This window comes from Streptomyces sp. NPDC003035 (genome assembly GCF_042888285.1).
Taxonomy (GTDB): domain Bacteria; phylum Actinomycetota; class Actinomycetes; order Streptomycetales; family Streptomycetaceae; genus Streptomyces.
Genome location: NZ_JBIAPJ010000010.1, coordinates 214,523 through 240,263, shown reverse-complemented (window position 1 = coordinate 240,263; position 25,741 = coordinate 214,523). Strand labels below are relative to the sequence as shown.

General features: G+C 70.5%; 26 protein-coding genes. 13 read left to right on the top strand and 13 right to left on the bottom strand.

Annotated features, from left to right (window positions below; all coding sequences use genetic code 11):
- Window positions 1-108: 108 nt before the first annotated feature.
- Window positions 109-1,683 (bottom strand): S8 family peptidase, encoded by a 1,575-nt coding sequence (locus tag ACFYV5_RS30065; RefSeq protein ID WP_355105761.1) that lies wholly within the window; start codon window positions 1,681-1,683, stop codon window positions 109-111.
- Between the two features lie 178 nt (window positions 1,684-1,861).
- On the opposite strand from ACFYV5_RS30065, the gene ACFYV5_RS30060 reads away from it, so the two are divergent.
- Window positions 1,862-3,004 carry a threonine synthase gene (locus ACFYV5_RS30060; RefSeq protein ID WP_389173529.1) on the top strand — a complete coding sequence of 381 codons (1,143 nt, stop codon included), beginning with the start codon at window positions 1,862-1,864 and terminating at the stop codon, window positions 3,002-3,004.
- On the opposite strand, the gene ACFYV5_RS30055 is transcribed toward ACFYV5_RS30060, so the two are convergent.
- Window positions 2,976-3,458, bottom strand: coding sequence for a cupin domain-containing protein (locus tag ACFYV5_RS30055; protein WP_389173527.1), 483 nt, complete (start codon window positions 3,456-3,458; stop codon window positions 2,976-2,978). The genes ACFYV5_RS30060 and ACFYV5_RS30055 overlap by 29 nt on opposite strands.
- Window positions 3,459-3,584: 126 nt before the next feature.
- On the opposite strand from ACFYV5_RS30055, the gene ACFYV5_RS30050 reads away from it, so the two are divergent.
- Entirely contained in the window at window positions 3,585-4,013 is a 429-nt protein-coding gene (locus ACFYV5_RS30050) for an ester cyclase (protein WP_389173525.1), read from the top strand.
- A gap of 255 nt (window positions 4,014-4,268) precedes the next feature.
- Here the strand turns inward: ACFYV5_RS30050 and ACFYV5_RS30045 are convergent, their stop codons facing one another.
- The 4 genes from ACFYV5_RS30045 to ychF all read right to left on the bottom strand — a co-directional run bounded on the left by ACFYV5_RS30045 (window position 4,269) and on the right by ychF (window position 6,701).
- Window positions 4,269-4,736: a DIP1984 family protein gene (locus ACFYV5_RS30045; protein WP_355105755.1), complete on the bottom strand. Its 468-nt coding sequence runs from the start codon at window positions 4,734-4,736 to the stop codon at window positions 4,269-4,271.
- Window positions 4,737-4,883: 147 nt separating this feature from the next.
- On the bottom strand, window positions 4,884-5,138 hold the full coding sequence (locus ACFYV5_RS30040; protein ID WP_389173522.1) for a Txe/YoeB family addiction module toxin: 255 nt from the start codon (window positions 5,136-5,138) through the stop codon (window positions 4,884-4,886).
- Complete coding sequence (locus ACFYV5_RS30035; protein ID WP_389173520.1) at window positions 5,135-5,416, bottom strand: type II toxin-antitoxin system Phd/YefM family antitoxin; 282 nt, start codon at window positions 5,414-5,416, stop codon at window positions 5,135-5,137. The genes ACFYV5_RS30040 and ACFYV5_RS30035 overlap by 4 nt, the downstream gene beginning before the upstream one ends.
- A 196-nt stretch (window positions 5,417-5,612) precedes the next feature.
- Complete coding sequence (gene ychF / locus ACFYV5_RS30030; protein WP_389173518.1) at window positions 5,613-6,701, bottom strand: redox-regulated ATPase YchF; 1,089 nt, start codon at window positions 6,699-6,701, stop codon at window positions 5,613-5,615.
- Between the two features lie 174 nt (window positions 6,702-6,875).
- Here ychF and ACFYV5_RS30025 point away from each other — a divergent pair, with 174 nt between their 5' ends.
- Window positions 6,876-7,481 (top strand): DUF6542 domain-containing protein, encoded by a 606-nt coding sequence (locus ACFYV5_RS30025; protein ID WP_389173516.1) that lies wholly within the window; start codon window positions 6,876-6,878, stop codon window positions 7,479-7,481.
- Between the two features lie 72 nt (window positions 7,482-7,553).
- Here the strand turns inward: ACFYV5_RS30025 and ppgK are convergent, their stop codons facing one another.
- Together ppgK and ACFYV5_RS30015 are read right to left on the bottom strand one after the other, a co-directional pair.
- Complete coding sequence (gene ppgK / locus ACFYV5_RS30020; protein WP_389173514.1) at window positions 7,554-8,297, bottom strand: polyphosphate--glucose phosphotransferase; 744 nt, start codon at window positions 8,295-8,297, stop codon at window positions 7,554-7,556.
- A gap of 44 nt (window positions 8,298-8,341) precedes the next feature.
- Window positions 8,342-9,367, bottom strand: a complete 1,026-nt coding sequence (locus ACFYV5_RS30015; protein ID WP_389173512.1) for a 4-hydroxy-3-methylbut-2-enyl diphosphate reductase — start codon at window positions 9,365-9,367, stop codon at window positions 8,342-8,344.
- A gap of 93 nt (window positions 9,368-9,460) precedes the next feature.
- On the opposite strand from ACFYV5_RS30015, the gene ACFYV5_RS30010 reads away from it, so the two are divergent.
- From ACFYV5_RS30010 to ACFYV5_RS29995, 4 genes are all read left to right on the top strand, one after another.
- Window positions 9,461-10,804 (top strand): APC family permease, encoded by a 1,344-nt coding sequence (locus ACFYV5_RS30010; protein WP_389173510.1) that lies wholly within the window; start codon window positions 9,461-9,463, stop codon window positions 10,802-10,804.
- A 63-nt stretch (window positions 10,805-10,867) separates the two neighbouring features.
- Window positions 10,868-12,088, top strand: a complete 1,221-nt coding sequence (xseA, locus tag ACFYV5_RS30005; protein ID WP_389173508.1) for an exodeoxyribonuclease VII large subunit — start codon at window positions 10,868-10,870, stop codon at window positions 12,086-12,088.
- A 10-nt stretch (window positions 12,089-12,098) separates the two neighbouring features.
- Window positions 12,099-12,335: an exodeoxyribonuclease VII small subunit gene (locus ACFYV5_RS30000; RefSeq protein ID WP_355105741.1), complete on the top strand. Its 237-nt coding sequence runs from the start codon at window positions 12,099-12,101 to the stop codon at window positions 12,333-12,335.
- A 123-nt stretch (window positions 12,336-12,458) separates the two neighbouring features.
- The gene (locus ACFYV5_RS29995) at window positions 12,459-13,049 is read left to right on the top strand and encodes a malonic semialdehyde reductase (RefSeq protein WP_389173506.1); all 591 of its coding nucleotides are present in this window, start codon (window positions 12,459-12,461) and stop codon (window positions 13,047-13,049) included.
- Window positions 13,050-13,120: 71 nt separating this feature from the next.
- On the opposite strand, the gene ACFYV5_RS29990 is transcribed toward ACFYV5_RS29995, so the two are convergent.
- A complete protein-coding gene (locus ACFYV5_RS29990; RefSeq protein ID WP_389173583.1) occupies window positions 13,121-13,636 on the bottom strand; it encodes a DUF4245 domain-containing protein in 516 nt (171 codons plus the stop codon).
- A 135-nt stretch (window positions 13,637-13,771) separates the two neighbouring features.
- Here ACFYV5_RS29990 and glpX point away from each other — a divergent pair, with 135 nt between their 5' ends.
- Window positions 13,772-14,803 carry a class II fructose-bisphosphatase gene (gene glpX, locus ACFYV5_RS29985; RefSeq protein WP_158989935.1) on the top strand — a complete coding sequence of 344 codons (1,032 nt, stop codon included), beginning with the start codon at window positions 13,772-13,774 and terminating at the stop codon, window positions 14,801-14,803.
- Window positions 14,804-14,921: 118 nt separating this feature from the next.
- Here glpX and ACFYV5_RS29980 read toward each other — a convergent pair whose 3' ends face one another.
- Both ACFYV5_RS29980 and ACFYV5_RS29975 read right to left on the bottom strand, forming a co-directional pair.
- Window positions 14,922-15,290: a WhiB family transcriptional regulator gene (locus ACFYV5_RS29980; protein WP_355105734.1), complete on the bottom strand. Its 369-nt coding sequence runs from the start codon at window positions 15,288-15,290 to the stop codon at window positions 14,922-14,924.
- Window positions 15,291-15,436: 146 nt separating this feature from the next.
- Window positions 15,437-16,135 carry a DUF1707 domain-containing protein gene (locus ACFYV5_RS29975; RefSeq protein WP_389173503.1) on the bottom strand — a complete coding sequence of 233 codons (699 nt, stop codon included), beginning with the start codon at window positions 16,133-16,135 and terminating at the stop codon, window positions 15,437-15,439.
- Between the two features lie 244 nt (window positions 16,136-16,379).
- Here ACFYV5_RS29975 and ACFYV5_RS29970 point away from each other — a divergent pair, with 244 nt between their 5' ends.
- Window positions 16,380-18,071, top strand: a complete 1,692-nt coding sequence (locus tag ACFYV5_RS29970; protein WP_389173501.1) for a fumarate hydratase — start codon at window positions 16,380-16,382, stop codon at window positions 18,069-18,071.
- Window positions 18,072-18,126: 55 nt separating this feature from the next.
- Here the strand turns inward: ACFYV5_RS29970 and ACFYV5_RS29965 are convergent, their stop codons facing one another.
- Window positions 18,127-18,645, bottom strand: a complete 519-nt coding sequence (locus tag ACFYV5_RS29965) for a hypothetical protein (protein ID WP_389173499.1) — start codon at window positions 18,643-18,645, stop codon at window positions 18,127-18,129.
- Window positions 18,646-18,808: 163 nt separating this feature from the next.
- Here ACFYV5_RS29965 and ACFYV5_RS29960 point away from each other — a divergent pair, with 163 nt between their 5' ends.
- On the top strand, window positions 18,809-19,444 hold the full coding sequence (locus ACFYV5_RS29960; RefSeq protein ID WP_389173497.1) for a lipoprotein: 636 nt from the start codon (window positions 18,809-18,811) through the stop codon (window positions 19,442-19,444).
- Window positions 19,445-19,497: 53 nt separating this feature from the next.
- Here ACFYV5_RS29960 and ACFYV5_RS29955 read toward each other — a convergent pair whose 3' ends face one another.
- Complete coding sequence (locus ACFYV5_RS29955; RefSeq protein ID WP_389173495.1) at window positions 19,498-21,024, bottom strand: ricin-type beta-trefoil lectin domain protein; 1,527 nt, start codon at window positions 21,022-21,024, stop codon at window positions 19,498-19,500.
- A 105-nt stretch (window positions 21,025-21,129) separates the two neighbouring features.
- Here ACFYV5_RS29955 and ACFYV5_RS29950 point away from each other — a divergent pair, with 105 nt between their 5' ends.
- The 3 genes from ACFYV5_RS29950 (at window position 21,130) to ACFYV5_RS29940 (ending at window position 25,696) form a co-directional block, all read left to right on the top strand.
- Window positions 21,130-22,545, top strand: coding sequence for a class II fumarate hydratase (locus ACFYV5_RS29950; protein WP_389173493.1), 1,416 nt, complete (start codon window positions 21,130-21,132; stop codon window positions 22,543-22,545).
- A gap of 44 nt (window positions 22,546-22,589) precedes the next feature.
- Window positions 22,590-23,255, top strand: coding sequence for a DUF402 domain-containing protein (locus ACFYV5_RS29945; protein ID WP_389173491.1), 666 nt, complete (start codon window positions 22,590-22,592; stop codon window positions 23,253-23,255).
- A 290-nt stretch (window positions 23,256-23,545) separates the two neighbouring features.
- Window positions 23,546-25,696: a SpoIIE family protein phosphatase gene (locus ACFYV5_RS29940; protein ID WP_389173489.1), complete on the top strand. Its 2,151-nt coding sequence runs from the start codon at window positions 23,546-23,548 to the stop codon at window positions 25,694-25,696.
- Window positions 25,697-25,741 lie beyond the last annotated feature (45 nt).

The window sequence follows — 25,741 nt, the reverse complement described above, 5'->3', positions numbered from 1 at the left end:
GCGTGCATGGGTGAGGGGCGGCCGCCCGCCGGCGACCGCCCCTCACTCACACGTCATCGTTCAGACCCACTGAGCCTCAGAACTGCAGGGTCTCAGAACTGCAGGGCCTCAGAACTGCAGGGCCCAGGAGTCGATCTTGCCGGTGTCGTAGTTCGCGTTGTCGCTGACCCGCAGCTTCCACGTGCCGTTCGCGACCTCGGAGGAGGCGTTGACCGTGTACGTGGTGTTGATGTTGTCCGCGCTGCCGCCGGTGCCGTAGCCCTTCAGCGTGTACGCCGTGCCGTCGGGGGCGATGAGCTGGACCTGGAGGTCACCGATGTAGGTGTGAACTATGTTCACAGGCACCTGGAGGGCGGACGGCGCGTTGCCGGTGACGCCGCTGACGGTGACCGGGGACTCGACGGTCGCGTTGTCGGCGATCGCGTAGTCGGCGGTGTTCTCGAACCGCTTGCCGGGAGGCGGGGTGGTGCCGCCGCCACCGACGAAGAGCAGCTTGTTCGGGGAGCCGGTGCCGGGGCTGGTCACGACGTTCGGGGTGGCGGCGGTGGTCAGCGCCGTCGACACCTGGGCCGGGGTGGCCGTCGGGTTGTCGGCGAGGTAGACCGCGGCCGCGCCGGCGACGTGCGGCGTGGCCATCGACGTACCGGAGATGGTGTTGGTGGCGCTGTCGCTGCTGTTCCACGCCGAGGTGATGGAGGAGCCCGGGGCGAAGAGGTCCAGCACGCTGCCATAGTTGGAGAAGCTGGAGCGGGCGTCGGTGTTGGTCGTGGAGCCGACCGTGATGGCCTCGGAGACCCGCGCCGGCGAGTAGTTGGACGCGTTGGAGTTGTCGTTGCCCGCCGCGACGGCGTACGTGACGCCCGAGGCGATCGAGTTGCGCACGGCCGTGTCGAGGGCCGAGTCGATGCCGCCGCCGAGGCTCATGTTGGCGACGGCCGGCTTCACGGCGTTGCGGGTGACCCAGTCGATGCCGGCGACGACCTGCGCGGTCGTGCCGGAGCCCTGGTTGTTGAGCACACGGACGCCGACGATCTTCGCCTTCTTGGCCACGCCGTAGGCGGAGCCGGCGACGGTGCCGGCGACATGCGTGCCGTGGCCGTGGCCGTCCTGCGCGACGTTGTCGTTGTCGATGGCGTCATAGCCGTTGAAGGCCCGGCCGCCGAAGTCGCTGTGGGAGATCCGTACACCGGTGTCGATGACGTACGCCGTCACGCCCTGACCCGCGGTGTCCGGGTAGGTGTAGCTCTGGTTCAGCGGGAGGGCCCGCTGGTCGACCCGGTCCAGGCCCCAGGACGGCGGGGAGGGCTGCGTGCCGCTGACCGTGAAGACGCGGTTCTGCACGACGGACTCGACCGCGGGGTCGGCGGCGAGCTTCTTCGCCTGCGCCTCCGAGAGCTCGACGTTGTAGCCGTTGAGCGCGGAGGTGTACGTCTTCTTGATCGTCGCGCCGTGCTTGGCCGCGACCGCCCGGCCCTTCGAAGTCTCCGCCGGCGCGGACTCCTTGAGGGTGACGATGTAGCTGCCCGCGATCGTCCCGGGGGCTCCGGCGTTCTGGATGACGCCTTCCGCGGCGGCCTCGGCCGCGGTGGCCGGGAGGGCGGAGACGGTGCCGAGAGCGAGGGCGGCGACGGCTATGGCGCTGGCGGCGACGAGTCTGCGCCGCGAGTCACGCATCACTGACATGTGAGGGATCCTCCTCATAGGTGGTGCGCTGCTGTGGGGGAACGGCAGGGACATGTCAAGCAGACGTGAAGTGTCCACGCCGTTTCGAACGTCTGGCTGCCGAGCGAAAGATTGACGGATCCATAGGAATCACACAAGGCCTCCGAGCGCCCCGACACACGCCCGCCACACCGCTGCCATGCTGACGACCATGACCGCCTACGTCTGCCCCCGGTGCCGTGTCCACGCCCCCGCCGACGCCCTCACCTGGTGTTGTCCGCAGTGCCGAGGCCCCTGGGACCTGGAGTTCACCAGCGCGCCGGTGTCACTGGAGTCCCTTGCGTCACGCGTGAATTCCTTGTGGCGTTACGAGGAAGCGCTGCCGCTGGCGACCGAGATCCCGCATGTGACGCTCGGCGAGGGCCGCACTCCCCTGGTCCCGCTCACGGATGTGGTTTCGGCCAAACTCGACTTCCTCATGCCGACATTGTCCTTCAAGGACCGCGGCGCGGTCATGCTCGCCGAGCTCGCCCGGCGCCTCGCGCAGGGCGGCGGCCTTCGCCGCGTCCTCGCCGACAGCAGCGGGAACGCGGGCACGGCCGTCGCGGCGTACTGCGCGCGGGCCGGCCTCGACTGCGTGATCTACGTACCGGACGGCACGTCCCCGAAGAAACTGGAGCAGATCCGCGCGCACGGCGCGCGGCTGACCGTCGTCCCCGGCGACCGCGAGGCCACGGCGCGGGCGGCGCGCGACGCCGCCGACGAGCCCGGCACGTTCTACGCCTCGCACGTGTACAACCCGCACTTCCTGCACGGTACGAAGACGTACGTGTACGAGCTCTGGGAGGAACTCGGCGGCCGGCTCCCGGACACGCTCGTGGTCCCGGTGGGCAACGGCACCCTGCTCCTGGGCGCCGCGCTGGCCGTCGAGGAGCTGTACGGCCACGGGCTCGTCGACACACGCCCCGCCCTGGTCGCCGTCCAGGCGGAGGCGGTGTCCCCGCTGGCCGCCGCGTTCCACGCCGGCGCGGAGGAGCTGACGGAACCGGCGCCCGTACGCCCCACCCTCGCGGAGGGCATCGCGATCCCGAACCCGCCCCGGGCACGGCAGATCCTGGGGGCGGTCCGCGGGACGGGCGGGACGTTCCTCACGGTGACGGAGGATCAGATCCACGCGGCGCAGCTGGATCTGGCGCGGCAGGGGCTCTTCGTGGAGTCGACGGGCGTGGCCTGCTGGGCCGCCGTACGCGCGGCAGCTCCGCGCCCGGGGCTGACAGTCGTACCGCTGTGTGGGGCGGGCGCGAAGACGGGCCTCAGTCCGTCCAGTACGTATCGTGCGTGAGGAAGAACTCGGCCCGCTCGTCGTCGGTCATCCGCGCGACCGCTCCCACCTTCTCGAAGTACTCCTCGCGGGGCGCGCCCGGCGCGAAGAGCATGAGCATCGAGGCCGGCGCGTCGGAGTCGTTGCGGAAGGCGTGCAGCCCGCCGGTCGGGACGTAGAGGAAGTCGCCCTTCTCGGCGTCGATCCACTGGGCGCCGTCGTAGAGGCGGACGGTTCCGTCGAGGATGAAGAAGGTCTCCGAGATCGTCTTGTGGAAGTGGGTGGAGGGGCCACCGGCCTTGGCGGTCATGTCGACCCGGTAGAGCCCGAACTCACCTCCGGTGGAAGCGGTGGTGGCCAGATAGTGCGTCTGGGTGCCGTTGGCGACGGTGAGGTCGGCGGGCGTGCCGGCGGGGCGGAAGGCGGCGCTGATCTCACCCTTCTCGCCGTGGTAGCGGGGTCGGGGGTAGGACATGGGGGACCTCTCCGTTCATCGATGTCATGTGTGTCGTCTCTGTCGCCTCCAACAGTCGATCATGGTTCGTCGGTGAGAAAATAGGAAAACCAGAGATCACCCGGCTCCGCATCACGGAGGTGGATCATGGGAGAGGCACGCACGGTCATGGACCGGCTCACCGAGGCGGTGACCACGAGTCACGATCTGAAGGCGGTGGCCGACCTCTACGCCGAGGACGCCGTCGCGATCACCCCGGACGCGGGCGAGGTACGGGGACGCGAGGCGATCGTCGAGTACTGGCGGACGATGACCGAAGCGCTACCGCAGGCCACGTTCACCTCTGAGCGCTCGTACGAGATCGGTGACACGGCGATCGACGAGGGCTTCTACAGCGGGACGAACACGGGCCCGATCCTGATGCCCACCGGGGAGACACTGCCGCCGACGGGCAAGGACGTCCGCATCCGTGGGGTGGACTTCGCGACGGTCCAGGACGGCCGCATCGTGAGCTACCGGCTGTACTTCGACCAGATGGAGTTCCTGGACCAGCTCGGCCTGCTGCCGGATGCCTGAAGAGCCGTTCGCGGGCCGACCGCCGGCTCGATGATGTGGAGATCCCCGATCCCGCCCTCACCGTCGCGGATCTGCACATGGTGGTGAACTGTGCGCTGTGCACCATCTCGTGTGCGCCGTGCTGAGCTGCTGTGTGATTCGGGGAATCGAACCCCAGCGCTGCTCTCCACGCACCAAGAGGGACCGGATGAACCGCCGGCCCGCGGCTTGTGCACGCCTCCGCGGCGACTACCTGCTCCACATCGAGCGCTTCGCTCAGTCCAGCAGATCGACCTCCCAGTTCGACCGCTGGATCAGTACGTCGACCTCACGGATCTCGCGGGCCAGGACATCGGCCCGGGCGCGCAGCTCCGCGACCGGGAGCGCCGAGAGCATCTTGAGCTCGGACCGGAGCTGCCGGACCCTGCCCTGATCGCGACCGGCCGCGGCGTCGGCCGCCGCGGTGATCACAGCATGACGCAACCGCAGGACGTCCCGCCGCGCCAGGGCGTCCGTCAGGGTCCCGCCGCCGTCGACGACCGCCTGGGCGTTGGTCCGGTTGATCCGCCGGATCAACGCCTCGAGCTCGTCCAGCACCTCCCCGGCCTCACCCAGCAGAGCCGCCGCGTCCTCCGCGGGCGTCTCCCCCTCCTGATACCGCGCATTGCCGACCACCCGCGCACGCAACTGCTCCACCCTGCGCGCGGCATCCGCCCGCAGCGCCAGCGCCTCGGCAAGCTTCAAGGGTCCGTACCTCCATCGCGATCCGTGGCTGCATTATGCCGACATTCGTCGCCCCCACTCGCGGAGGACCTCGACCGAGAAAACCGAGGCTTCAAGCAGGTCATCCCAGTGCGGAAGAGGCATCCCAGCACACCGAACACTCACCGATCAGTAGTGATACCGGGCGGCGAGGATGACGATCTCCTTGTCCGTCACCAGATAGACGAGGCGGTGCTCGTCGTCGATCCGTCGCGACCAGGCCCCAGGCAGGTGATACTTCAGCGGCTCCGGCTTGCCGATGCCGGTGAAGGGGTCACGCCTGACGTCCTCGACGAGCTTGTTGATCCGGGCGAGCATCTTGCGGTCGTTCTTAAGCCAGGACGTGTAGTCCTCCCAGCCCTGGTCCTCGAAGACAAGCCTCACGCGGCACCCGCACCTGCGTCCGCTGACTCGGGATCGATCAGCTCACGCTCCGACACGTTGATGTGCGACAGGGCGTTCTCGTACGCCTTGAGCAGTCGCCGGGCGTTCGCCGGCGAGCGCAGCAGGTAGGAGCCCTCGCGCAGCGCCGCGTAGTCTTCGGCCGAGACAAGCACGGCGTTGCCGTGCTTGGAGACGATCTCGATGGCCTCATGGTTCTCGTTGACCTTCTTGATCAACGGAAACAGTTCCTTGCGGGCTTCACTCGCCGTTATCGACATGACCCGGCCCTCCCATCAAGTGGTACCTAATAACGTACCACTCTTGGTGCCATCCGAGAGGGGAAACGGCTGATGGACGATCAGCTAACCCAGCACGCATCCAGCACGGGAAAAGGCTAGGGGCCCACATCCGGAGAGATGGACCCCTTCTGGCCTGCATATTTGCCACGTCAGCGACGTGGTGTTATTTCATCGATCAGACGTTGAAGCGGAACTCCACCACGTCGCCGTCCTGCATCACGTACTCCTTGCCCTCCATGCGGGCCTTGCCCGCCGCGCGGGCTTCCGCGACCGAGCCCGTTTCGACGAGGTCGGCGAACGAGATGACCTCGGCCTTGATGAAGCCCTTCTGGAAGTCGGTGTGGATCACACCGGCCGCCTCCGGGGCCGTCGCGCCCTTCTTGATCGTCCAGGCGCGGGATTCCTTCGGGCCGGCCGTCAGGTACGTCTGGAGGCCCAGGGTGTCGAAGCCGACGCGGGCCAGGGTCGCGAGGCCCGGCTCCTCCGCGCCCACCGACTGGAGGAGCTCCATGGCGTCCTCCTCGTCCAGTTCGGCGAGGTCCTGCTCCAGCTTGGCGTTGAGGAAGATCGCCTCCGCCGGGGCGACCAGCGCGCGCTGCTCGTCCTTGAAGGCGTCGTCGGTCAGCTCGTCCTCGTCCACGTTGAAGACGTAGAGGAACGGCTTCGTGGTCAGCAGGTGCAGGTCGTGCAGGAGCTCGGCCTTCTCGGAGCCCTGGAGGATGCCCCGCGAGAAGAGCGTGTCGCCCCGCTCCAGGATCTCCTTGGCCGCCTCGACCGCCGCGACCTTGGGTGCCACGTCCTTCTTGATGCGGGCTTCCTTCGCCAGCCGCGGCAGGACCTTCTCGATCGTCTGCAGGTCGGCGAGGATCAGCTCGGTGTTGATCGTCTCGATGTCGTCCTTCGGCGAGACCTTGCCGTCGACGTGCACGACGTTCTCGTCCTTGAACGCGCGGATGACCTGGCAGATCGCGTCCGACTCGCGGATGTTCGCCAGGAACTTGTTGCCCAGGCCCTCACCCTCGCTCGCGCCGCGCACGATGCCCGCGATGTCCACGAAGTCGACCGTCGCCGGGAGCACCCGCTGCGAGCTGAAGATCTCCGCCAGCTTCGTCAGACGCGCGTCGGGGACACCGACGACGCCGACGTTCGGCTCGATCGTGGCGAAGGGGTAGTTGGCCGCCAGGACGTCGTTCTTGGTCAGGGCGTTGAACAGGGTCGACTTGCCGACATTCGGCAGACCGACGATTCCGATCGTGAGCGACACGGTGGCGACTTCCTGGAGTACGGATGGGGGGTGCGGTGGGTGGGCCGATCCCCCAGTTTACGGGGGGTCCGAACCGGCCTGCGACGCCGACCTTCGGCCGTTCTCGACGGCAACGTCACCCAAAGGGCGTGTCCTGGCCCGGTCCCCCGCCCCTTCCCGACCTACGTTGGTGTAGTGGAGCAGCACAGGACAAGTCAGCCTCAAGGCCGCCGACGGCCGCAAACGCCCCTCACGCCGCCCGGCGCGCTCGTGGAGGGCGCCGCCGTCTACCGGGTCGCCGCGCGTCCGGGCCGCCCCGGCAGCGGCCGGATCGAGCGGGCCGTGCCCGGAGGGCGGCCCGTGCCGCCCGTCGTCCTCGCCCTGCGGCGGTTGCCCAATCCCAGGCTCACCGGCCTCGGCGCCGGGCTCTTCGCCTCCGCCACCATGCTGGTGCTCGGCGTTCTCGACCAGCTGATCCTCGACGGCTCGCCGCTCGCGTTCGGCCTGCTGTTCCTGCCGGTCAGTGCCCTGACCGCGCTCTGGGTCCGCACCGCCGACCTCGTCACCGCCCCGATCAGCGTGCCCATCGCCTTCGCGGTCGGTGTGGTGCCGATCTCGGGCGGCAGCGGGGGCTTCGGCGGGCAGGCGATGGCCGTCGTCACCGCCCTCGCCGTGCACGCCGGGTGGCTCTACGGCGGCACCCTCGTCGCCGGTCTGATCACCTGCGTCCGGAAGGTACGGGACATGGGGCGCCGCCAGCGCGTCGTCGCCCGCGCGCCCCAGAAGGTCCGCCGCCCGTAGCCTCGGGGGCCGTCGCCTCGGAGGCCGCGACCGCCAAGAGCGCGCCGCCGAAACCGCGAAGGACGTCGCCGCTCAGCGCGCCCGCGCCGCCATCGCCGCGCCCACGATCCCCGCGTTGTTCTGCAGCTCCGCCGGGACGATCTCCGCCCTGATTCCCTCGATCAGCGGCAGGAACCTGTCCGCCTTGCGGCTCACTCCTCCGCCGATGATGAACAGCTCGGGCGAGAACAGCATCTCCACATGTGCCAGGTACTTCTGCACCCGCCGCGTCGCCCAGTGCTCCCAGCTGAGGCCCTCGTCCTCCTTGGCCTTCGACGAGGCCCGCGTCTCCGCGTCGTGGCCCTTCAGCTCCAGGTGGCCCAGCTCCGTGTTCGGCACGAGCCGGCCGTCCACGAAGACCGCCGAGCCGATGCCCGTACCGAGCGTCAGCAGGATGACCGTGCCCTTGCGGCCCCTGCCCGCGCCGAAGGTCATCTCGGCCACGCCGGCCGCGTCCGCGTCGTTCAGGACCGTCACCGGGAGCCCGCCAAGGCGTTCGCCGATCAGTCTGCCGGCGTCGACGCCGATCCAGGCCTTGTCGACGTTCGCGGCGGTACGGATCGTGGAGCCGGTGACGACACCGGGGAAGGTCACCCCGACCGGGCCGGACCAGCCGAAGTTCTCCACGACCTCCATGACGCAGCCCGCCACACCGTCGGGTGTGGCGGGCTCGGGGGTCAGCACTTTGTGGCGGGGCTCGGCCAGCGCTCCGCGCTCCAGGTCCACAGGAGCGCCCTTGATGCCCGAGCCGCCGATGTCCACTCCGAAGACGTTCATGGACTCCACCGTACGGGCAGACGCCGACAGTTACTCCTCGACCACTACTCGACGAGCTTCGCGGCCTCGGCGCGCAGGTCCTTGTTCCGGAGCTCCTTGGGGAGCGAGAAGGTGAGCGACTCGTCGGCCGTCTTCACGATCTCCACGTCCATGTAGCCACGCTCGGAGAGCCACTCCAGGACCTCCTGGACGAGGACGTCCGGGACCGAGGCGCCCGACGACAGGCCGACGGAGGTGACGCCCTCCAGCCATGCCTCGTCGATCTCGCTCGCGAAGTCGACGAGGTACGCGGCGGGAACGCCGGCCTGCTTGGCGACCTCGACCATGCGGATCGAGTTCGAGGAGTTCTTCGAGCCGACGACGATCACAAGCTCGGCCTGGCCGGCGAGTTCCTTGATGGCCAGCTGCCGGTTCTGGGTGGCGTAACAGATGTCGTCGGACGGCGGGGAGATCAGCTGCGGGAACTTCTCCTTCAGCGCGTCCACCGTCTCCATCGTCTCGTCGACCGAGAGCGTGGTCTGGGAGAGCCAGACGACCCTCGACGGGTCGCGGACCTCGACCTTGGACACGTCCTCGGGTCCGTCGACGAGCTGGATGTGGTCGGGGGCCTCGCCGGAGGTGCCGATGACCTCCTCGTGGCCCTCGTGGCCGATCAGGAGGATGTCGAAGTCCTCGTTGGCGAACCGGACGGCCTCCTTGTGCACCTTCGTGACCAGGGGGCAGGTCGCGTCGATGGTCTTGAGGCGGCCCTCGCGGGCCTCCTCGTGCACGCTCGGAGCCACGCCGTGCGCGGAGAACATCACGATGTTGCCCGGCGGCACCTCGGTCGCCTGGTCGACGAAGACGGCGCCCTTCCGCTCCAGGGTCTGGACGACGTACTTGTTGTGGACGATCTCGTGCCGTACGTAGATCGGCGCCCCGTACTGCTCCAGGGCCTTCTCCACGGCGATCACGGCACGGTCCACGCCCGCGCAGTAGCCGCGGGGAGCGGCGAGCAGGACACGCTTCGGGCGGTTCGTCGTGGTCGCGGTCTCGGGCGTCGACGCGGGCGTAGCAGTCATGCGTCCCATCGTAAGGCCGCGTGATCCGGCGCCGGGCTACGGCGGCGGGCTACGGCCGCGTCGGTCCGGCGGGTGATCGACATCGTGGCCGAGACTGGGCGCATGGCCGAGGAAGCACAGGTGGCAGCGCACACCGGACTGCGACGGACCCTCGGGTTCCGCGACCTTGTCGTCTACGGGCTGCTCTTCATCGCGCCCATGGCCCCCGTCGGCGTCTTCGGCACCCTGGACGCGAAGTCGCACGGTGCGGTGGCGCTCGTCTACCTGGTCGCCACCGTGGCGATGGCATTCACCGCATTCAGCTATGCCCAGATGGTGCGCGTCGCCCCGCTGGCGGGTTCGGTCTTCACGTACGCGCGCAAGGGCCTGGGCGAGGGGCCGGGGTTCATCGCGGGATGGATGGCGATGCTCGACTACCTGCTGATCCCGGCCGTGGCCTACCTCTTCTCGGGCATCGCGATGGAGGCGCTGGTTCCGGAGGTGGACCGGTGGGTGTGGACGGCGCTCGCGGTGGTCGTCACGACGCTGCTCAATCTCTGGGGGGTACGGGCGGCGGCGCGGGTCGGCTTCGCGGTGCTCGCCATGGAGATCGTGGTGCTGCTGGTCTTCGTGGTGTCGGCGGTGGTCGTTCTCGTACGGGACGGGGCGCGGCGCGACTGGTGGTCGCCGCTGACCGGGGACGGGTCGATCTCGGCGGCGGCCGTGGTGGGCGCGGTGTCGGTGGCCGTGCTGTCGTACCTGGGCTTCGACGCGATCGTCTCGTTCGCGGAGGAGGTGACCGGGGGCTCGGCGAAGGTCGCGCGGGCGGTGCTGTTCTGCCTGGCGCTCGCGGGCGTGCTGTTCGTGGCGCAGACGTATCTGGTGGTGCTTCTCGAACCGCTCTCCTCAGCGGAGCTGGCGGCGGATCCGGCGAAGCAGGGGTCGGCCTTCTACGACGCGGTGGACGCGTCGGTGGGGACCTGGCTGCACGATCTGGTGGCGGTGTCGAAGGCGATCGGCGCGGCGTTCGCGGCCCTGGCGGGGCAGGCGGCGGCGGGCCGGCTGCTCTTCGCCATGGCCCGGGACCGGCGGTTGCCGCGCCCGCTGGCCCGTACGGACTCGGGGGTGCCGCGGGTGGCGCTGCTGATCGCGGCGGCGGTGACCATGGTGGCGGCGGTGTGGGCGGCGCAGCGGGACGACGGTCTCGACCATCTGGTGTCGGTGGTCGACATCGGGGCGCTGACGGCCTTCGTCCTGCTGCACGCGAGCGTGGTGGGGTGGTTCGCGGTACGCCGGATGGAGGGGCCGCCGCACTGGCTGCGGCACGTGGTGGTGCCGGTGGTGGGGGCGGTGATCCTGGTGGCGGTGATCGTGGAGGCGGCGGTGTCGGCGCAGGTGGTGGGGGTGGTCTGGCTGGGGGTGGGCCTGGTCGTCCTCGCGGTCCAGGGAGCGGCCCGCCCGGCGTGAGCCGCGGACACGACGTGTGACGCCCCCTCTTCCCCTGTCGGACCCCGCCACTACGCTCGGCGCATGGGTCTCACTACGTCCGCCGAAGCGCCGCTGCCCGTCGGGGAGGTCTCCCGGCTGATCGGGGGCTGGATCGACCGCCTGGGTGCCGTGTGGGTCGAGGGGCAGATCACGCAGTTGTCGCGACGACCGGGGGCCGGGGTCGTCTTTCTGACGCTGCGGGATCCCTCGTACGACATCTCCATCGGCGTGACCTGCTTCCGTCAGGTCTTCGACGCCGTCGCCGACGTCGTCTCCGAGGGTGCCCGGGTCGTCGTGCACGCCAAGCCCGAGTGGTACGCGCCGCGTGGGCAGCTGTCGCTGCGGGCGGTGGAGATCAAGCCGGTCGGCATCGGGGAGCTGCTGGCCCGTCTGGAGCAGCTGAAGCGGAGCCTGGGCGCCGAGGGGCTGTTCGCGCTCGACCGCAAGAAGCCCCTGCCGTTCCTCCCCCAGCTCGTCGGCCTGGTCGTCGGCCGTGCCTCCGCCGCCGAGCGGGACGTCCTGGAGAACGCGCGGCGCCGCTGGCCCGCCGTCCGCTTCGAGGTGCGCAACGTCGCCGTGCAGGGAGTGAAGGCGGTGCCGCAGGTCGTCCAGGCGGTGAAGGAGCTCGACGCGCACGAGGGGGTGGACGTGATCATCGTGGCGCGCGGCGGCGGCAGTGTGGAGGACCTGCTGCCGTTCTCGGACGAGCAGCTGATCCGGGCGGTCGCCGACTGCCGTACGCCGGTGGTCTCCGCGATCGGTCACGAGCCGGACTCCCCGCTGCTCGACCTCGTCGCGGACCTGCGCGCCTCCACGCCGACCGACGCCGCCAAGAAGGTCGTACCGGACGTCGGCGAGGAGCTGGACCGGGTGCGGGGTCTGCGGGACCGGGCGCTGCGGACCGTGCGGGGGCTGCTCGACCGGGAGGAGCGCGGGCTCGCGCACGCGCTGGCGCGGCCGGTGATGGAGCATCCGCAGCGGATGGTCGAGCAGCGCGAGGACGAGCTGGACGCGCTGCTCGCGCGCAGCCGGCGGACGCTGGGGCATCTGCTCGACCGGGCGGACTCGGAGCTGTCGCACACCCGGGCGCGGGTCCGGGCGCTGTCGCCCGCGGCGACGATGGAGCGGGGGTACGCGGTGCTCCAGCGGGCGGACGGATCGGTCGTGCGCTCTCCGGAGGAGGTCGCGGTGGACGAGGAGCTGCGGGCCAGGGTCGCGGCGGGCGAGTTCGCGGTGCGGCGCGTTGTCGGACCCGGCGCATAGGGTGGTTCTCATGGCAGCCACCACGGAAGAGGCGCTCGGATACGAGCAGGCACGCGACGAGCTGATCGAGGTCGTTCGGCGTCTGGAGACGGGCGGGACGACCCTGGAGGAGTCGCTCGCGCTCTGGGAGCGTGGCGAGGAATTGGCCAAGGTCTGCCGGCGTTGGCTGGAGGGCGCACGGGCCCGTCTCGACGCCGCGGTCTCCGCTTCGGAGGCCGACGAGGCGGCGGACCCGGACGCCGAGTAGCGGCTCGAAAAACCGCACGGTGTGAAGCGGATCACTATCCGGCTAGATTAGTTGAAAGTTAACCAATCTTCGTCATACGGTGAGGACATCGCTCGACCCCCTTGCAGTCCGGAAGGTACGCAGATGTCCCTCGCTCTTGACCCCGCCGCCCAGGACCTCCTTTTCCGTGAGGCCCGTACCGCCAACAGCTTCACCGACGAGCCGGTGACCGACGAGCAGGTGCAGGCGATCTACGACCTGGTCAAGTACGGGCCGACCGCGTTCAACCAGTCGCCCCTGCGCATCACCCTGGTCCGCTCCCCCGAGGCCCGCGAGCGCCTGGTCAAGCACATGGCCGAGGGCAACCAGCCGAAGACCGCCGCCGCCCCGCTGGTCGCGATCCTCTCCGCCGACAACGAGTTCCACGAGGAGCTCCCGGCCCTGCTCCCGCACTTCCCGCAGGCCAAGGACATGTTCTTCGCCGAGCGCCCAGTCCGCGAGGGCTCCGCCCTGCTGAACGCCGCCCTCCAGGCCGCCTACTTCATCGTCGGCGTCCGCGCCGCCGGCCTCGCCGCCGGCCCGATGACCGGTGTCGACTTCGCCGGGCTCCAGAAGGAGTTCCTGGACGACGACCACACCCCGCTCATGGTCGTCAACATCGGCAAGCCGGGCGAGGACGCCTGGTTCCCCCGCTCTCCGCGTCTGGCCTTCGACGAGGTCGTCACCACCGTCTGAGCCCCGTCCGCCGACGTAGGACACGCGAAGAACCCCCGGACTCCACGAGTCCGGGGGTTCTTCGCGTGTCCCTACGCCTTCTGCGACCGCAGCGCGCCCGCCATCTCGGCCAACCGCTCGAACGAGGCCGTCCCGGTCACCACCGTCGTGGCACCGCCGTCCGTGCGGACCAGGGCGTCGTACTTCGGCCCCTCCCAGCGCTGCCAGACCTGACCGGCGACCGTCTGGGTCTTCCCGGAGTTCTTGGCCTGCTGGGTGACGTCGGGGATGTAGTGCTTCGGCTCCGCCGTCGACTGGTGGACCGCCACGTACTGGGTGTCCGGGTCGAGGAAGCCCAGCTGCCAGGCGTCGTCCTGCTCGCGCTTGTACGAGACCACGGTCGCCTTCCAGCCCTCACCGAGCCCCTCGGGGGCCAGCACCGGATACGGCGCCGCCCGCTGTGCCGTGAGGAGCTCGACCCGGTAGTCCTTCGCCTGGACCGGGTTCGCGTCCTCGTCGTGCGGGATGAAGAGATACATCACGCCCGCGGCGACCATGATCACCGCGAGGGACTGGAACATCCCGCGTACCGTCTGCCTGCCTCGCATACCTGCCACGCCCCCATGGTCGCATCATGGTGTTGTGCTCATACGTGGGCCCCTCTGCTCAATTTGTCGACGTACCGATAGAGTCGCCCCACCCTCTTTATCTACGGCCGTCGCCGTACAGAAAGGTGCGCTCCGATGACCGAGCATCATCTGCCGTCCGAGCTCGAGGTCTCCCCCGAGGCCCCCGACCGCAACCTCGCCCTGGAGCTGGTGCGCGTCACCGAGGCCGCCGCCATGGCCGCCGGCCGCTGGGTCGGCCGCGGCGACAAGATCGGCGCGGACGGCGCGGCGGTCAACGCCATGCGGACACTCGTCTCCACCGTCTCGATGAACGGCGTCGTCGTCATCGGCGAGGGCGAGAAGGACGAAGCCCCCATGCTCTACAACGGGGAGCGCATCGGCGACGGGACCGGCGCCGAGGTGGACATCGCGGTCGACCCGATCGACGGCACCACCCTCAACGCCAAGGGCATGCCGAACGCGATCGCCGTCCTGGCCGCCGCCGACCGCGGCACCATGTTCGACCCGTCCGCGGTCTTCTACATGGACAAGCTCGTCACCGGCCCCGAGGCCGCCGACTTCGTCGACATCAACGCCCCCGTCTCGGTCAACATCCGCCGGGTCGCCAAGGCCAAGAACATGTCCCCCGAGGACGTCACGGTCGTCATCCTGGACCGCCCGCGCCACGAGGGCATCGTCAAGGAGATCCGCGAGACCGGCGCCCGGATCAAGTTCATCTCGGACGGCGATGTCGCCGGCTCGATCATGGCCGTCCGCGAGGGCACCGGCGTCGACCTGCTCCTCGGCATCGGCGGCACGCCCGAGGGCATCATCTCGGCCTGCGCCATCAAGTGCCTCGGCGGTGTCATCCAGGGCAAGCTGTGGCCGAAGGACGACGCCGAGCGGCAGAAGGCGCTCGACGCGGGCCACGACCTGGACCGCGTGCTCTCCACGAACGACCTGGTCAGCGGCGAGAACGTGTTCTTCGTCGCCACCGGCATCACGGACGGCGAGCTGCTGCGCGGCGTCCGCTACCGCTCGGAGACCGCGACCACGTCGTCGCTGGTGATGCGCTCGAAGTCCGGCACGATCCGGCAGATCGACTCCACGCACCGGCTGTCCAAGCTGCGCGCGTACAGCAAGATCGACTTCGACCGGGCGAAGTAGGCCGAAGCAGGCCGGCAGGCCGAAGCAGGTCCGGAACCGGTACCGACAGCGGTACGAAGAGGGGCGCCCCCCTGTGCGGTGGGGGCGCCCCTTCCCGTACGGCCGGCGATCGGAGCCGTCAGCCCGCCGCGGCGATCTGGTCCGCAGCCGCCTTCCTCAGCTCCACCTCGCGCCGCCGTCGCCGGGCGAGCACGACACGGCGCTCGGCCGCGGTGAGCCCGCCCCACACGCCGTACGGCTCCGGCTGGAGCAGCGCATGCTCCCGGCACTCGACCATGACCGGACAGCGGGCGCAGACCCGCTTGGCGGCCTCCTCACGCGACAGCCGGGCGGCCGTCGGCTCCTTGGAGGGGGCGAAGAACAGCCCGGCCTCGTCCCGGCGGCACACCGCCTCCGTGTGCCAGGGGCCGGCCTCGTCCTCCCGCGCGGGAGCGCGCTGGGACGGCACGGCAGCGACCTGGAGGGGCTGATGCGGCGGATGCAGCACGGTCTACTCCTGACGACGGCTTCGCGAGCGAGAGACGATGCACCAGCCTTACCCGCTGTGCGTGCGCCTATGCACTGCGTGCGGCCGAGTTCCGGAGTGCGGAGCCTCAGGGGCGGATTCCGGTCACCCGCCGCCCGCGTGACCGGTCAGTGGCCGAGGTGCTTGCGCAGGTGGTTCTGCAGGTCGGTGATCCACTTGCCGCGCTTGGGCTTCGCCTCGACGTTGCCGAAGATCGAGTAGCCGTTGATCACGACGACCGGGGCCTGCGGGTCCGCGGCCTCCAGGGTCACGACCTCGAAGTTGCCGAAGATGCCGGAGCCGTTCCCGCGCAGGCTGATGTTCTCCGGGACGCGCACCTCGACATTGCCGAAGATCGACGTGGCGTTGACGGTGGTCAGCCGCTGGGCGAACAGCGCCTCGGTCAGGTCGATCTCGATGTTGCCGAAGAGCGCGAAGGCGTTGGTCCTGCGGCCCACCCGCCAGCGGCCCTTGCGGGTGGAGCTGGAGAAGACGGCGACCAGGTTGTCGGCGGGACCCGAGGTGTCCTCGGGGCCGTACGCGTACGCCTGCTCGGGCTCCCGGCGGGCGCCCGCCCCTGCGGGGAGGTCGCGGACGATCGGCTCCAGCTCGCCGACGGTCTTGGCGCGATAGACGGCGTCGAGGCGCTCGGAGTGCTCCTCGGCGTCGATCCGGCCCTCGGCCAGCGCGTCCCGCAGGATGTCCGCGATCCGGTCCCGGTCCGCGTCCGAGGCGCGCAGGGAGTCCCCCGGAGCGGCGGGAGCCGACGGGGCGGGAGCGGGCTCGGCGGGGGCGACCGGCTTCTGGGGCTGCTTTTCGAGGTCCACGACGCCAGCGTAGCGAAACGCGATAGATCGCGACTAGGGGGCGCGGCCGAGAGTCGCCACTCGCGGCCACTCGTCGTCGCACGGTCCGATCGACGCCTCCCGGCAAACACTCCACACCGGCGCGGTCCCGGTCCGTAGTGAGCCTTACCTCACAGGATCGGGGCGGCGCCCGCGTTCTACGCTGGAGGGCGCGCCGCCAATGGAGGTGGCGCTGCTGTCTGCCGAGTGAGGAATGGCCGCCGTCATGCCCCCTGTTTCCCGCCCCCCCGGCCCTGCGTTCGCGTACTCCGAACTGCTCCCCCTGGGAGAGGACACCACGCCCTACCGCCTGGTGACCGCCGAAGGCGTCTCCACCTTCGAGGCCGACGGCCGTACGTTCCTCAAGGTCGAGCCGGAGGCGCTGCGGCAGCTCGCCGCCGAGGCGATCCACGACATCCAGCACTACCTGCGCCCGGCCCACCTGGCCCAGCTGCGCCGGATCATCGACGACCCGGAGGCGTCGAGCAACGACAAGTTCGTCGCGCTCGACCTCCTCAAGAACGCGAACATCGCCGCGGCGGGCGTCCTGCCCATGTGCCAGGACACCGGCACGGCGATCGTCATGGGCAAGCGCGGCCAGAACGTGCTGACCCGGGGCAAGGACGAGGAAGCCCTGTCCAAGGGCATCTTCGACGCGTACACCAAGCTCAACCTGCGCTACTCGCAGATGGCCCCGCTGACCATGTGGGAGGAGAAGAACACCGGCTCGAACCTGCCCGCGCAGATCGAGCTGTACGCGACCGACGGCGGCGCGTACAAGTTCCTCTTCATGGCCAAGGGCGGCGGCTCCGCCAACAAGTCCTTCCTCTACCAGGAGACGAAGGCCGTCCTCAACGAGGCGAGCATGATGACGTTCCTGGAGGAGAAGATCCGTTCGCTCGGCACGGCCGCCTGCCCGCCGTACCACCTGGCGATCGTCGTCGGCGGCACGTCGGCCGAGTTCGCGCTGAAGACCGCGAAGTACGCCTCCGCGCACTACCTGGACGAGCTGCCGACCGAGGGCTCCGAGCTCGGCCACGGCTTCCGGGACAAGGAGCTGGAGGAGAAGGTCTTCGAGCTGACGCAGAAGATCGGCATCGGCGCGCAGTTCGGCGGCAAGTACTTCTGCCACGACGTCCGCGTGGTCCGCCTGCCGCGCCACGGCGCCTCCCTGCCCGTCGCCATCGCCGTGTCCTGCTCGGCGGACCGTCAGGCCGTCGCGAAGATCACCGCCGAGGGCGTCTTCCTGGAGCAGCTGGAGACCGACCCGGCGCGCTTCCTGCCGGAGACGACGGACGAGCACCTCTCCACGGACGGTGACGTCGTGAAGATCGACCTGAACCAGCCGATGGACGACATCCTCGCCGAGCTGACGAAGTACCCGGTCAAGACCCGTCTCTCGCTGACCGGTCCGCTGGTCGTGGCCCGTGACATCGCGCACGCGAAGATCAAGGAACGCCTCGACGCGGGCGAGGAGATGCCGCAGTACCTGAAGGACCACCCGGTCTACTACGCCGGTCCGGCGAAGACCCCGGAGGGGTACGCCTCCGGTTCCTTCGGCCCGACGACGGCCGGCCGCATGGACTCGTACGTCGAGCAGTTCCAGGCCGCGGGCGGCTCGAAGGTCATGCTGGCCAAGGGCAACCGCTCGAAGCAGGTCACGGACGCGTGCGGCAGCCACGGCGGCTTCTACCTGGGATCGATCGGCGGCCCGGCGGCGCGCCTCGCGCAGGACTGCATCAAGAAGGTCGAGGTCGTCGAGTACGAGGAGCTCGGCATGGAGGCCGTCTGGAAGATCGAGGTCGAGGACTTCCCGGCGTTCATCGTCGTGGACGACAAGGGCAACGACTTCTTCCAGAACCCGGCCCCCGAGCCGACCTTCACCCACATCCCGGTCCGCGGTCCGGGCCTGGGCTGATCTTGATCCCTCGCAGGCCGGAGGGGCCCCGGTCCGGGGCCCCTCCGGCCTGCGGTCAGTTGGTGACGCGGAACTCCAGGCGCTCGTGGTCCCCGTCCGGGGTCGAGCGGACAAAGCCGCGCGCGTCCTTGAAGTCGCCGGTTCCGCCGGTGATGGCGATGTCGAACGCGGCCGGCTGCTGGTTCGACGAGGTGAACGCCATCAGCGCCTGACCCGTCAGCTGTCCGGCGCGCTCGCCGGTCAGGACGAAGGTGCCGACACAGTGCAGGTCACCGCCCGCCGACCCGGCGCGCACCACCGTGCAGGTCACACCGTCCCGGCCGGCCTTCTCGCCGCCCTTGGTGCGGTAGAGGTCGCTGGCGAAGCTGACGTCGTCCCCCACCTCGGGTGGCTGATCGGTCTGACCGCTCCCACCGGACGGGACCTCCTTGGCATAGAGAGTGAAGACGGTCTCGGCGGCGGGAACGGCGGGAGCGGCGGAAACGGGGAACGGGGCGCTGAGGGCGACGGCTGCGGCCACACAGGCGCCGAGTGCACCGATTCTCCTGAAGCTGCGGGGGTACGCGGTCGGCATGTCCTGCCTCCTGGGCGTGGGACTGGGTGTCGGAACTCCCCCCTTCGGCAACCCTTTCGGATCGTCTTCATTGTCGGACGGTCGCCCACGGCCCGCTCGGTGACCGGTCCCTTCGGGCGACGCGCCGGTAGAGGGCCAGGTCACCCTGGATACGCTGGCGCGCATGAGACATCACCTACGGGTACGGACCCTGGCACCGGCCCTCGCCGCGCTGACGGCGGCCGGGCTGCTGGGCGGCTGCGCCGCCGACCCCGTGCCGCCGCATGTGGCCGAGGACTCCGCCGCGCGGCCCACGGCCGCCCCCAAGGCCGCCGCCAGGGCCTCCCTCGGCGCCCCTGGCACCGCCTGCCCGCTCCCGGTCTCCTTCGACCTCGCCGCGCGGTGGAAGCCGAAGGCCGTCCAGGCCACCGACGACGAGGTCTTCGCCGCGCTCGGCAAGCAGGGACCGGCCACGATGGTCTGCGAGATCGACGCGAAGCCGGCCGGCAACATCGGCTATCTGCGGGTCTGGAGCGCGGGCAAGGGCGAGGCCCGTACGGCGCTCGAAGGGTTCGTGAAGGCCGAGGAGAACACCTCGAAGGTCGTCTACAAGGAGACGAAGGCGGGTGCGCTGCCCGCCACCGAGGTGACGTACACGGTCCACAACGAGATCATGGAGGAGTCCAAGGAGGAGCGGGCGTTCGCCGTCTCCACCCCGAAGGGGGTCGTGATCGTCCACCTCGGAGGGCTCGACACGCAGGAGCACCGGGAGATGCTCCCGGCGTACGAACTGGCCCGCTCCAGCGTGACGTCGCTCTGAGCCGAGCCGTGGCCCCCGCCCCGTATCGGGGGCCACGGTTCGGTCGGTTCGATCTAGGCGAACTTCTGGTTCGCCGAGCCGTCGCAGCTCCGCAGCCGCAGCGGTTCCTTCGCCGCCGCCTGGGTCAGGCAGAGCCCGGTCGCGGCCGCCGGACGGATCGTGGACCCGTCCCGTACGAACTTCTGGTTCGCCGCGCCCGAGCAGTTCCAGATGATCAGCGCCGTGCCCGCCTGGTACTTCGCGCCCGGCACGTCCAGGCACCGGTCCTGGGTGAGTTCGGTGTGGACGGTCTGCCGCGCGGAGTCGTACCACCAGCCCTGGTTGCGGCCGCCGTGGCAGTCCCAGCCGAGCACGGCGGTGCCGTTCCTCGAGGAGGCCGCGTCGACGTCCACGCAGTTCCCGGTGGCCTGGTTCCTCAGCGGCTTGTAGACGTCGTCCCAGGCGTACGGCACGAGGGTCGGCCTGCCGCTGGAGTTGACGTCCGCGCAACTGGCCTCGCGCAGACCGGAGTCGTAGATCTGGGTGAGGCAGGACGCGAAGGCCGCGTGGCCGCGCGCGTTGGGGTGGAAGGACTGCCGGACCGAGTTCTCGTCCGGGGTACCGGGCTTGGAGAGGTCGATGTACAGGCCCCGGGCCCAGGGGTCCTCCATGCAGACCTCGTGGCCGTGGAAGAGCCGCGAGTTGTCGAGGTAGGTCGCGCCCGTGCTCGCGGCCGCCTTGCGCATTCCGCGCTCGAAGGCGGGTACCGCGGTGTTGCGGCCCCAGACGGTGTCGGAGTCGTAGCCGAGACCGCCGCAGGAGACCTTGCCGGGGAAGTTCGGGTTGTCGTGGAAGTCGGGGCCGATGGGGCTCGGGTAGCCCATGACGACGAGCTTGTAGTCGCCGTCGGCGTACCCGGCGTCGCGCATCACGGTCTTCAGGTCGCGTACGGTCTGCTCGACCTTGGGGACGAGCGCGTCGACGCGAGCCTGCCAGCCGGGGGCGTACTTCGGCTCGCAGGGGCCCTGGAGGGTCAGGTACCGGGTGACGCAGTCCGTCATCACCGGGCCGAACTGCAGGTCGTCGTTGGCGCCGGCGACGAGCAGCACCATCTTGATCCGGGTGTTGCGGGCCTTGATGGCGAGGTTGTCGCTCTGGACGAGTTCGTCGGCGTACTGCTTCGAGCCGCCGATCCTGATGTTGCCGCTGTAGGCGCCGGAGCAGGACACGTTGAACGTGAGGTCCGCGGGGATCCCGGTGCGGTGGACGGCGGCTTCGGGCGAGCGGTGGCACCAGTTGGTCGGTCCGTTGGTCGGCGGCTCGTACGTGCCGACGCCCTCGCCGGAGATCTCGCTGTCGCCGAGCGAGATCAGGCCGGTCCTGCGCTGGGCGAGCGGCCGTTCCTCCGGGCTTCCGTAGATCTTCGTGGCCTCGGCGGCCCGGATCGCCTCGAGCTCGGGGCTGAGCGGTACGGAGGAAGCGGTGCGGGGTGTGGCCTCGGCCGCGCCGGCGGGTACGGCGGCCGCCGTCGATCCGAACGCCGCGGCGGCCGCGGCCGTGGCCGCGATCACCCAACGGAGTCTGTGCCTGGTGCGCCTCATTGCGCCTCCTGGAAGTGGGGTTACCCACGGTTTTTACTGGCCGGTAAGCGCAATGGGAATAGGCAGAACAAGACAAGTGCTCAACTTTGCATGGAGGTTGACGACATGGCCGACAAGAGCAGTGACGACAGCACGGCGTACCGGATCGAGCACGACTCGATGGGTGAGGTGCGGGTCCCCGCGCACGCCAAGTGGCGGGCGCAGACCCAGCGGGCGGTGGAGAACTTCCCCATCTCGGGGCAACGGCTGGAACGGGCCCACATCGAGGCCCTCGCCCGGATCAAGGCCGCGGCCGCCAAGGTCAACGCCGAGCTCGGGGTGATCGACCGGGACCTCGCGGACGCGATCCGCGACGCCGCGGCCGAGGTCGCCGAAGGCCGCTGGGACGAGCACTTCCCGGTCGACGTCTTCCAGACCGGCTCGGGCACGTCGTCCAACATGAACACCAACGAGGTCATCGCCACGCTGGCCGGCGAGCGGCTCCCCGAGGGCCGGGACGTCCACCCCAACGATCATGTGAACGCCTCCCAGTCGTCCAACGACGTCTTCCCCTCCTCGATCCACATCGCCGCGACGGCCGCCGTCACCCATGATCTGATCCCGGCGCTTGACCATCTGGCCGCCTCGCTGGAGCGGAAATCGGCCGAATTCGCGGACGTGGTGAAGTCCGGCCGTACGCATCTGATGGACGCGACGCCGGTGACGCTCGGGCAGGAGTTCGGCGGCTACGCGGCCCAGGTCCGGTACGGGGTCGAGCGGCTGCGCGCCTCGCTGCCCCGGCTCGCCGAACTCCCCCTCGGCGGTACGGCGGTGGGCACCGGCATCAACACGCCGCCCGGGTTCTCCGCCGCGGTCATCGCCGAGATCGCCGACGCAACCGGTCTGCCGCTCACCGAGGCCCGCGACCACTTCGAGGCGCAGGGCGCCCGGGACGGCCTGGTGGAGACATCCGGCCAGCTCAGGACCATCGCCGTCGGTCTCACGAAGATCTCCAACGATCTGCGCTGGATGGCGAGCGGCCCGCGCACGGGCCTGGCAGAGATCAACCTCCCCGACCTCCAGCCCGGCTCGTCGATCATGCCGGGCAAGGTGAACCCGGTCATCCCCGAGGCCGTCCTGATGGTGGCGGCGCAGGTGACCGGGAACGACACCACGGTGGCGGTCGCCGGCGCGGCCGGGAACTTCGAGCTCAACGTGATGCTCCCGGTGATCGCCAAGAACCTCCTGGAGTCCGTACGCCTGCTGGCGAACGCCTCGCGCCTGCTCGCGGACCGGACGGTCGACGGCATCACCGCCAACGTCGAACGGGCCCGGGAGTACGCCGAGTCCTCGCCCTCCGTCGTCACCCCGCTGAACAAGTACATCGGTTACGAGGAGGCCGCGAAGGTGGCCAAGAAGTCGCTGGCGGAGCGGAAGACGATCCGTCAGGTGGTGCTCGACTCCGGGTACGTCGAGAAGGGCGACCTCACCGTCGAACAACTCGACGAAGCGCTCGACGTGCTGCGTATGACTCATCCGTGACCTGTGCCGCAGCGCGGGAGGGGGCCCGCCCCTAAGATCTGCGCATGACAGGATCGGGCGGCCCTCAGCACTGGGCGCCGGGGGAGCACATCCTCTGGCGCTACCGCGGCAACGGCTCCGGCGCGGTGCACATCTGCCGGCCGGTGACCGTCGTGCAGGACACCTCCGAGCTGCTCGCCGTCTGGATGGCGCCGGGTACCGAGTGCGTCAGGCCGGTGCTCGCCGACGGGACTCCCGTCCACGAGGAGCCGCTCGCCACCCGTTACACCGCCCCGCGCACCATCGAACGCTCCCGCTGGTTCGGTACGGGCGTCCTGAAGCTGGCCCGGCCCGGGGAGCCCTGGTCGGTCTGGCTGTTCTGGGAGCGCGGCTGGCGCTTCCGCAGCTGGTACGTGAACCTCGAGGAGCCGCGCACCCGGTGGTCCGGTGGCATCGACTCCGAGGACCACTTCCTCGACATCTCCGTCTACCCCGACCGCAGCTGGCTGTGGCGGGACGAGGACGAGTTCGCGCAGGCCCAGCGGGCCGGTCTGATGGACGCGTCGCAGGCCGCGCGGGTCCGGGACGCGGGCCGCGCCGCAGTCGAGGTGATCCGGGCGTGGGGCGCGCCGTTCTCCGACGGCTGGGAGGACTGGCGGCCCGATCCCGGCTGGACCGTGCCCGAGCTCCCGGCGGACTGGGACCGCACTCCGGCGCACACGGCACCGTGAGACCCTTGATGCGCCCCCGGGGTGCAAACGTAGGATCGTCCTCCGCAAGGCGGTGATCAACCGAACGAGGCGTCAACCACAGAGCGCAGCGCAGGACCTGACCGTAAGTCATTCTTGAGGGGGAGAGCAGTGCCGGACGTGTGCCCGGGTGTGCCCACCCCTGTCGTAGCCGCTGCTCGCGGGGCATTCACATCCACCGCGTGCCAGGGGTTTATCCCCGGTGAAGGCGCGGCATCGGCGAGAAGAGCGAGTGCATCGCACCACCGGCCCGGACGGACGGAATCCCACGCGTGACGGAGCATCCCACCTCCCACGAAGGCCGGCAGCCGCTGGCTGCCCGGTCGCACGAGCGCACCCGCCCCCGCCAGGAAGCGGCCGAGGCGGGCGGTCCGGCGGCCGCCGACGTGCCGGTGCCGGGGCAGCCCGGCCCGTCCGCCGGGCGGTCGCGGGCGGTCGCGCACGGCGGTCCGGCGCCCGAGCACGACTCTCCCGTCGGCCCCACGTCCGGTGAGGGACACGCCGCCGCGGGGGGCGGAGCCGACACGCGCCCCGCACCCACCTCCGCGTCTACGTCCACGTCGGGGGAGGATTCCGGTTCCGAGTGGCCCGTCCTGCCGGCACAGGCCGGTCCGCCGGTCGCGGCGGTCCCCGTGACGCCGCCCGGCGGCGGGGCGCCGACGCAGTCCGGCACGGCGTCCGCCGCGATGGCGGTCACCGCCGCGCAGGGCGCCCCGGTCCAGGACCTCGCCGCGACGCGGCGCGAGGGCGACCGGCTGCGGTTCGTGGGCGCGGCGACCCGGCGGATCGCGCGCGGGATAGACCTCGACGAGATCGTGCTCGGTCTGTGCCGGGCGACCGTGCCGACCTTCTCCGACGCGATCCTGGTCTATCTGCGCGACCCGCTTCCGGTGGGCGACGAGCGGCCGGTCGCGCCGTTCGTGCTGCGGCTGCGCCGTACCGACCGGCTCCGTTTAACGGATGGGGAGGGCGAGGAGCTGATGCTCGTACCCGATCCCGACCCGACTCCGGCCGCCGAACTGTGCGAGGTCCGCTCCGGTGGCGCGCTCGCCGAGGTGCTGCGCGGGGTGCGGCCGGTCTTCGGCGACTCCGCCGCCGCCCGCGCCGCGCTGCCCGAGCTGCTCGGCGGGGACCACCCGGTTCCCGGCGGGCACCGGGCGATCCTGGCCCCGCTGCGCGGCCGGCGGCGGGTGATCGGCGCCGCCGTCTTCCTGCGGCGCCCCGAGCGGCCCGGTTTTGAGCCCAACGACCTGCTGGTGGCGGCCCAGCTGGCGACGCACACCGCGCTCGGCATCGACAAGGCGGTGCTGTACGGCCGCGAGGCGTACATCGCCGACGAGCTGCAGCGCACGATGCTGCCGGACTCGCTGCCGCAGCCGACCGGCGTCCGGCTGGCGTCCCGCTATCTGCCGGCCGCCGAGACGGCCCGGGTCGGTGGTGACTGGTACGACGCGATCCCGCTGCCCGGCAGCCGGGTCGCCCTCGTCGTGGGCGACGTCATGGGCCACTCCATGACCTCCGCCGCGATCATGGGGCAGCTGCGGACCACGGCGCAGACTCTGGCCGGGCTCGACCTGCCGCCGCAGGAGGTGCTGCACCACCTGGACGAGCAGGCCCAGCGGCTCGGCCAGGACCGGATGGCGACCTGCATGTACGCGGTGTACGACCCGGTCTCGCACCGGATCACCATCGCCAACGCCGGCCACCCGCCGCCGATACTGCTCCACCTCGGCGGCCGGGCGGAGGTCCTGCGCGTCCCGCCGGGGGCGCCGATCGGCGTGGGCGGGGTCGACTTCGAGGCGGTCGAGCTGGACGCCCCGGCCGGCGCCACGCTGCTCCTCTACACGGACGGCCTGGTGGAGTCCCGGCTGCGGGACGTGTGGACCGGGATCGAGCAGCTGCGCGAGCGCCTGGCGGCGACCGCGCAGCTCACCGGCCCGGATCACTCGCCGCCGCTGGAGGCGCTCTGCGACGACGTCCTCGACATGCTCGGCCCGGGCGACCGGGACGACGACATCGCGCTGCTGGCGGCCCGCTTCGACGGGATCGCCCCCAGTGACGTGGCGTACTGGTTCCTGGAACCGGAGGACGCCGCCCCGGGGCGGGCCCGGCGGCTCGCGCGGCGGGCGCTGGCCCGCTGGGACCTGGAGGAGCTCTCGGACTCGGTCGAGCTGCTGATCAGCGAGGTCGTGACGAACGCCGTGCGGTACGCGGAGCGGCCGGTGACCCTGCGGCTGTTGAAGACGGACGTCCTGCGCTGCGAGGTCGGCGACGACTCCCCGCAGCTGCCGCGGCAGCGCCGGGCGCGGGACACCGACGAGGGCGGGCGTGGGCTCTTCCTGGTGAACCGGCTGGCCAGGCGCTGGGGAGCGACCCGGCTCTCGGGCGGCAAGGTGGTCTGGTTCGAGCTTCCCACCAGCTAGCAGGACGCACCTCGGGAGCCGTACGACGAAGGCCGGGCCCTTTCG